The 6101-nt window shown below is 35.7% G+C and carries 5 protein-coding genes; 2 read left to right on the top strand and 3 right to left on the bottom strand.

Translation table 11 applies throughout. The annotated features are described in order from the left end of the window. Positions 1-192: 192 nt before the first annotated feature. Positions 193-345, bottom strand: a complete 153-nt coding sequence (locus tag E3U55_RS13595) for a small acid-soluble spore protein P (protein WP_134341025.1) — start codon at positions 343-345, stop codon at positions 193-195. A 479-nt stretch (positions 346-824) separates the two neighbouring features. Between E3U55_RS13595 and E3U55_RS13590 the strand changes: the two genes are divergently transcribed. Beyond that, positions 825-2093 carry an aminotransferase class I/II-fold pyridoxal phosphate-dependent enzyme gene (locus tag E3U55_RS13590; RefSeq protein ID WP_134341024.1) on the top strand — a complete coding sequence of 423 codons (1269 nt, stop codon included), beginning with the start codon at positions 825-827 and terminating at the stop codon, positions 2091-2093. Between the two features lie 22 nt (positions 2094-2115). After that, positions 2116-4053 (top strand): putative bifunctional diguanylate cyclase/phosphodiesterase, encoded by a 1938-nt coding sequence (locus E3U55_RS13585; RefSeq protein WP_134341023.1) that lies wholly within the window; start codon positions 2116-2118, stop codon positions 4051-4053. A 115-nt stretch (positions 4054-4168) separates the two neighbouring features. Here E3U55_RS13585 and E3U55_RS13580 read toward each other — a convergent pair whose 3' ends face one another. Beyond that, complete coding sequence (locus E3U55_RS13580; RefSeq protein ID WP_134341032.1) at positions 4169-5167, bottom strand: tRNA dihydrouridine synthase; 999 nt, start codon at positions 5165-5167, stop codon at positions 4169-4171. Positions 5168-5545: 378 nt separating this feature from the next. Continuing rightward, positions 5546-6052, bottom strand: coding sequence for a CBO0543 family protein (locus E3U55_RS13575; RefSeq protein WP_134341022.1), 507 nt, complete (start codon positions 6050-6052; stop codon positions 5546-5548). Positions 6053-6101 lie beyond the last annotated feature (49 nt).

Here is a 6101-nt window from a genome sequence, read left to right as displayed (position 1 = left end):
CTTCTTCAGGATAAAATCGATTTTTACCCATAAAGAAAAACACCTCCTAAATTGTCGAATACTTTTACATACGACATAGGGGGTGTTTTTTCCTGTCTCATATTATTGGGTCACTCTATAAGGTGGAACGGGGTTTTTTTAGTGCAGTTTAAGTCTTCTTTTAATTAAATCAGTCTATTTTCTCTCTAAATTCTACATATCATGATCCGATTTTTGTTTTTGCCGTGAATGATTTCGCTGTTTAACTTTGTGCGATCCTTGCATCGGTTTGCCGTATGTCTGCTTCGGACTCTTTGGTAAATTTGGTTCTTCCTGCTGTTTTGGCCCTTTGGGTTTTCCGCTCATTTCTATCTCCTCCTTTGCTGATTTACGGATAGCTTTTGACAAGGGGAAGAAATCTATACTTTGGAAAGCCAAATTCTCACCGCATTTCCCTAATTCAGTTTTGCGTATATTATCTTCCAACCTTGGATCATGATTATTTGTTTTTTAATAAGGTGTTTCCCCTTTTAGGAGAATATGTGGTTTTAATAAAATAGAAAACGAATTTTTTTATCCTTCAAATACTTTATACCTCCTTATTTAAAGTCTTATAAGTAAACAACTTCCAGTAGAATATCTTTTTAAAAAGCATATAGTACAAAGTAACTAAGATATTCTTTTTCAATTTGTTATCGCAATATCTAATTTTAGTAAAAAAGTTTTACTTTCTTTCAATTTTCGACAATAAAGGACACTAAAAATAGGTTATTATACTTATAAAGGTTGTTCATATAACGATATTAAACGATATAAAGATTTTCTAAAATTAAGGAGGTTATTTAATGAGTTCTGAATTTTTATCCATCGGTGAGGTACTTAGCCATATAAAAGATGTGAATAATTTAGAAGAGCGTGCGAAGACAGTTCAAAAATTTGTAGATAAAGATAATGAGTACGGTCGATACTTAGAAAGTGGCTCAGCAACTTTAATGAATGTAGTATCAGAAGATTCGGGAGAAAATAGAGAGTGCATTCTGTGGAATGTCAATCATTATCTCAGTCTAAATAGAAATATAGACGTAATTGAAAAAGCGTGTCAAGCTTTACGTCAATTTGGAACTGGATGTGGAACTTCTGCATCTTCGTGTGGAATGACTTCATTGCATAAACAAATAGAACACAAGATAAGCGAAATGGTAGGAAAAGAGGATGCTGTTCTATTCCCTACTGGATACACGACAAACCTAGGTGCAATATCATATTTAGTAGGTAACAAAGATTTAATTATTTTTGACCGCGAAAGTCATTCATCAATTATTAACGGCATTAAATTGTCTAATGCAAAAAGGTGGATGTCATTTAAACATAATGATTTAAGTGACTTAAGCAGGAAATTGCAAAAGTTTGAAAACACATTTGAGAACATTTTTGTAATAGTTGAATCAGCCTACTCAATGAGCGGTGACCTAGCACCATTAAAGGAACTAACTAAACTAAAAGATTCACATAATTTTTACTTGTATGTAGATGAGGCGCACACTTTTGGCATTTATGGTGAAAAAGGACAAGGCTATTGTTATGAAGAGGGAGTAACCGATAACGTTGATTTTATTATGTCGACTTTATCTAAAGCAACAGCTTCTGTAGGTGGATTCTTGGCTGCAAATAAGGAATATTGCTCCTTGATAAGATATTCTGATCCATACTTATTTCAAGCGTGTTTGACACCTGCGGATGCCGCTGTTGTACTCGCATCTCTAGAGGAAATAGAAAAAGATCCGTCATTAATAACTAAACTTCATGCTAATAACTATTATATGCGTCATTTATTAACAGCTAAAGGGTTTAATCTTGGGAATAGCGCGAGTCCAATCATTCCAATATTTATTGAAGACCATCAAAAATTAAGAATGGTGGTAAAAGATCTTTACCTTCAGGGTATTTATTCTACTCCCATCGTTTTTCCGGCTGTGAAGATGAATCAAGGGAGAATTAGATTAATAGTTAATTATGCACATACCAAGGAGCAGATTGAATATACGGTAAATACATTAGAAGATATTTGCCAAAAACATCAAGTAATAGATAATGAGTTCAGTGTGCCTATCTAAAAGGGAGACAAGGAGGTAAAGTATGGCTATAAAAGGAAAACAACTAGAGCTGGGCTTGCATCCCTTTAAATTAAGTTTTAAGGATTTATCACTAGAGAAAGAATATAAAGCGGATTATGATAACGAAATACGAGAATTTAACAGAATGGGCATTGTCCTTTCCTACTTTGCATGGCTTGCTTTTGGTATATTTTCATATGCAGGCAATCTTAATCATTTTTTTCATATTACTTTAGTAATAGTCTTCGGTCTATATCCGATATTTACTTTGAATCTACTGATCTTATCTTCACAACAATATCTGAGGTACTTTCAGGTTCTAACCGCTTTATCTAATGTTGCTGCAGGCCTTAGTATAATATATATTGGTCAATTTATATTAGACAAAAACCTTGTAACCATTAGCGGGGTATTTGTTGTCATTTTATTTGCGTTTTTTATTTTAAGGTTGAGATATAAAATAGCAGTATTGACCTCATTAATATATGTTACGGTATATCAATTTACCATGATTGGTGAGAATGAAAGCGGGATACTTTCCTTAACTCTATGGGTGGTTGAAATTACTTGTATTATAGGTGGGAATCAGCTAGAACGAGCCAACCGAAAATCATTTCATCAGAATAAAATGCGCCAAAAGGCCGAAGAGAGAAGCAGTTATTTAGCCTATCACGATATGTTAACCGGGCTTCCTAATCGATTTATGTTTACTGAAAAGCTTAGGAAGCTTATAAAGAATGGCAGTCAGTTTGCAGTTTTATTCATCGATTTAGATCAGTTTAAAAAGATAAATGATACTCGTGGTCATACCATTGGAGATCAAATATTACAGCTGGTCGCACAACGTTTACTTAAATCTGTCAGTAAAGAGGATATTGTGGCGCGTTTAGGAGGCGATGAATTTACTATTATTTTGCCTTCTAAAACGAAAACAGAAGTGGCTCATTTTGCTGAAAAAATAGTAACCGACATTAGGACGCCTTTTTTTGTTGAGAACTCTAAATTTCATTTAAAAGCCAGTGTTGGAATTAGCTTATTTCCAGTAGATGGAGAAAACCTTGAAGCTCTACTTAAAAACTCAGATATCGCAATGTATAGTAGTAAGGAATATGGCGGGAACAACTACAGGTTTTTTAATAACTCTATGAATAGCTTACTTGAGGAAAAAGTCAATCTTGAACGGATGCTTCATTCTGCATTGGCAAATGAAGAATTTCTTGTTTATTATCAGCCACAAATAGATCTTCGCACAGGACAAATATTTGGTGCTGAGGCTCTTATTCGTTGGGAACATCCACATCAAGGGATGATTCCTCCAGATCAATTTGTCCCAATTGCGGAGGAAACAGGGCTAATAGGTCCTATCGGTGATTGGGTATTAAGAACCGCATGTTTTCAAGCCAAAAGATGGAATCGTGAGCATGAACATCCTATCCGCATAGCAGTCAACCTTTCTGTTAAACAACTTATTAATGGAGATATTGTTTCAAGTGTTAGCAAGGCCCTTCACGAAACAGGGCTGGATCCGAATCTATTGGAACTTGAATTGACAGAGAGTATTTTCATGCAAGATGCCAAATTCATGGTATCTACTTTAAATGAACTGAAAAAATTGGGTGTCCGAATTTCAATAGACGATTTTGGGACCGGTTATTCTTCTTTAGCTTATTTAAAGGATTATCCGATTGATTCATTAAAAGTTGACCGAACTTTTGTTCATAATTTATTAAATAATAAAAAAAATACTGCTATTGTCTCTGCTGTTATAACTTTGGCACGACGCTTAGGAATTAGATCTGTGGCTGAAGGAATTGAAAATGCAGAACAATTGAATTTCCTTGAAATGGAAGGTTGTGATTTGGCCCAAGGTTATTACTTTAGTCGTCCGTTATCTGAGGACCAAATGAATGATTTACTGGGGCATTCATCTGTAAGTGCCTTTCAATGGGTTTGTAGTTAGCTAAAAAGTATAATTAAGTGTAGCATACTGCTTTATATTAAAAAAGAGAGAAAAGCTCAAAACGCTCTTCTCTCATATAATGACAATTACTTCGTTTGTTTTATAATGAAATTCCTCAAGAAACAGAAAAGCCTTTTGATTCTTTCACGCCATTTTCTTCTGCAAACTCATCAAGCAAAGCACGAACTTCATCGGTGGACTCTGTGCTCATCAGGCGATGTCTCAATTCACTTGCTCCATGGAAACCGCGAACGTAAATTTTAAAGAAACGACGAAGCGGTCTGAATAGGCGTGGCTCAAGTTCTTCGGAATACTTGTCATGAAGATCGAGTTGCAGACGTAAAAGGTCCAGCAGTTCTCCACTAGAATGCTCTTTCTTATCTTTTTCGAAGCAGAACGGATTATGGAAGACACCACGTCCAATCATGACACCATCGACTCCATACTTCTCAACAAGTTCAAGCCCTTTTTGACGGTCAGGGATGTCTCCGTTGATTGTCAGAAGCGTATGAGGGGCCACTTCATCACGAAGTTTCTTGATCTCCGGAATCAGCTCCCAGTGAGCATCGACGTTACTCATTTCTTTTTTTGTACGAAGGTGGATCGAAAGGTTAACAATGTCTTGTTCAAGAATGTGTTTAAGCCATTCGTGCCACTCGTCAACTTCTGTATAACCTAATCGAGTCTTCACACTTACGGGTAGGCCTCCTGCTTTCGCTGCCTGGATGATTTCTGCTGCAACATCTGGGCGACGGATTAGTCCACAACCTTTACCTTTGGTTGCAACATTAGGCGCTGGACACCCCATATTAATATCGACTCCACGATAACCCATTTCGGCCATACCAATACTCATTTCACGGAAGTACTCTGGCTTATCTCCCCAGATATGGGCGACGATTGGTTGTTCATCTTCTGTGAAAGTTAGACGTCCCCGTAAACTGTGCTTTGCTTTCGGATGGCAATAGCTTTCTGTATTTGTAAACTCTGTAAAGAACACATCAGGTCTTGCTGCTTCACTTACGACATGTCGAAAGACGACATCTGTTACAGCTTCCATCGGTGCCAGAACAAAAAACGGTCGCGGCAACTCATGCCAAAAATTATCTTTCATAGTATATCTAAACCCTTTCCTTAAGGGAAAATGTTCCCAAACTAAAAGTGAAAATGTCTTATATGAATCGTGAATGGATTTCAACTTATATATTTTAATAGAATCAAACGAATAGTGCAAGGGAACAAGTTGTCTTTGTTTTGATGAACTGTATCATAAGTGAATAAAGACAAAAAACAAGCCAAAATACTCTGATAGGGGACATGCCAAACTTCGACTTGTTTAAGCTATTTTCAGCTTCATTTTTTAGATTTTTTGCCAAGTCTAATTAAATAGATTGCCATAGACAGATAAGTTATTAATAGGAGTAACAAAAATACTGGTGTGGACAAAATATTTTGGACGAACATCAAGAATTTCACCTCGGTAATGGTTTAGTCAGTATAGTGGAACAGGGAATATGTAATAGAAAATAGCTGCTGCTGGTAACGCAAGAATAATGGCTATAGCAGGTTTTCTATAGTGGATGAGTAAAAATATAAACAATGAGGTGTTTAACCAAATATTGTGCCAGCTACTCCACCCTTCTCCGTATACAAACATTCCTTTACTAGCAAATAATGCCTCAATAATGGTGTAGAAAATTATCCAAACTGCTACATATATTACTTTTGCAGGTCGAGCTGAAGGCATTCGCTGGAAAAATATAATAAGGGTTACCGGACATATATAAAATGTGAAGAATAAATTAATCGTCATATGGTTTAACCATTCTGCAGTGATACCCTGAAAAGCCCAGAGTAATTGGTCATGATAAATTGTGTTATAAGTCATGTTTATGGCAATAAAAAATAAAACCGTAGGATATTGGTCTTTTACACGTGACCAATCAATAAATTTATAAGCAAATAATGTCCAAACAATCAAAACTAATATTAAATACATAGTCCACCCCTGATAGTAGATACTATTTGGTATTATCGACAAAATTAAC

Source organism: Filobacillus milosensis (assembly GCF_004402015.1).
Classification (GTDB): Bacteria; Bacillota; Bacilli; order Bacillales; family Alkalibacillaceae; genus Filobacillus; species Filobacillus milosensis.
The sequence above is the reverse complement of the archived record's forward strand: the minus strand, read 5'-3'. Positions and strand labels throughout refer to the sequence as shown.

Excerpts from the sequence above, each read along its gene's own strand:
- E3U55_RS13595 (WP_134341025.1), bottom strand. The coding sequence starts at position 345 with ATGAGCGGAAAACCCAAAGGGCCAAAACAGCAGGAAGAACCAAATTTA.
- E3U55_RS13590 (WP_134341024.1), top strand. The coding sequence starts at position 825 with ATGAGTTCTGAATTTTTATCCATCGGTGAGGTACTTAGCCATATAAAA.
- E3U55_RS13585 (WP_134341023.1), top strand. The coding sequence starts at position 2,116 with ATGGCTATAAAAGGAAAACAACTAGAGCTGGGCTTGCATCCCTTTAAA.
- E3U55_RS13580 (WP_134341032.1), bottom strand. The coding sequence starts at position 5,167 with ATGAAAGATAATTTTTGGCATGAGTTGCCGCGACCGTTTTTTGTTCTG.
- E3U55_RS13575 (WP_134341022.1), bottom strand. The coding sequence starts at position 6,052 with ATGTATTTAATATTAGTTTTGATTGTTTGGACATTATTTGCTTATAAA.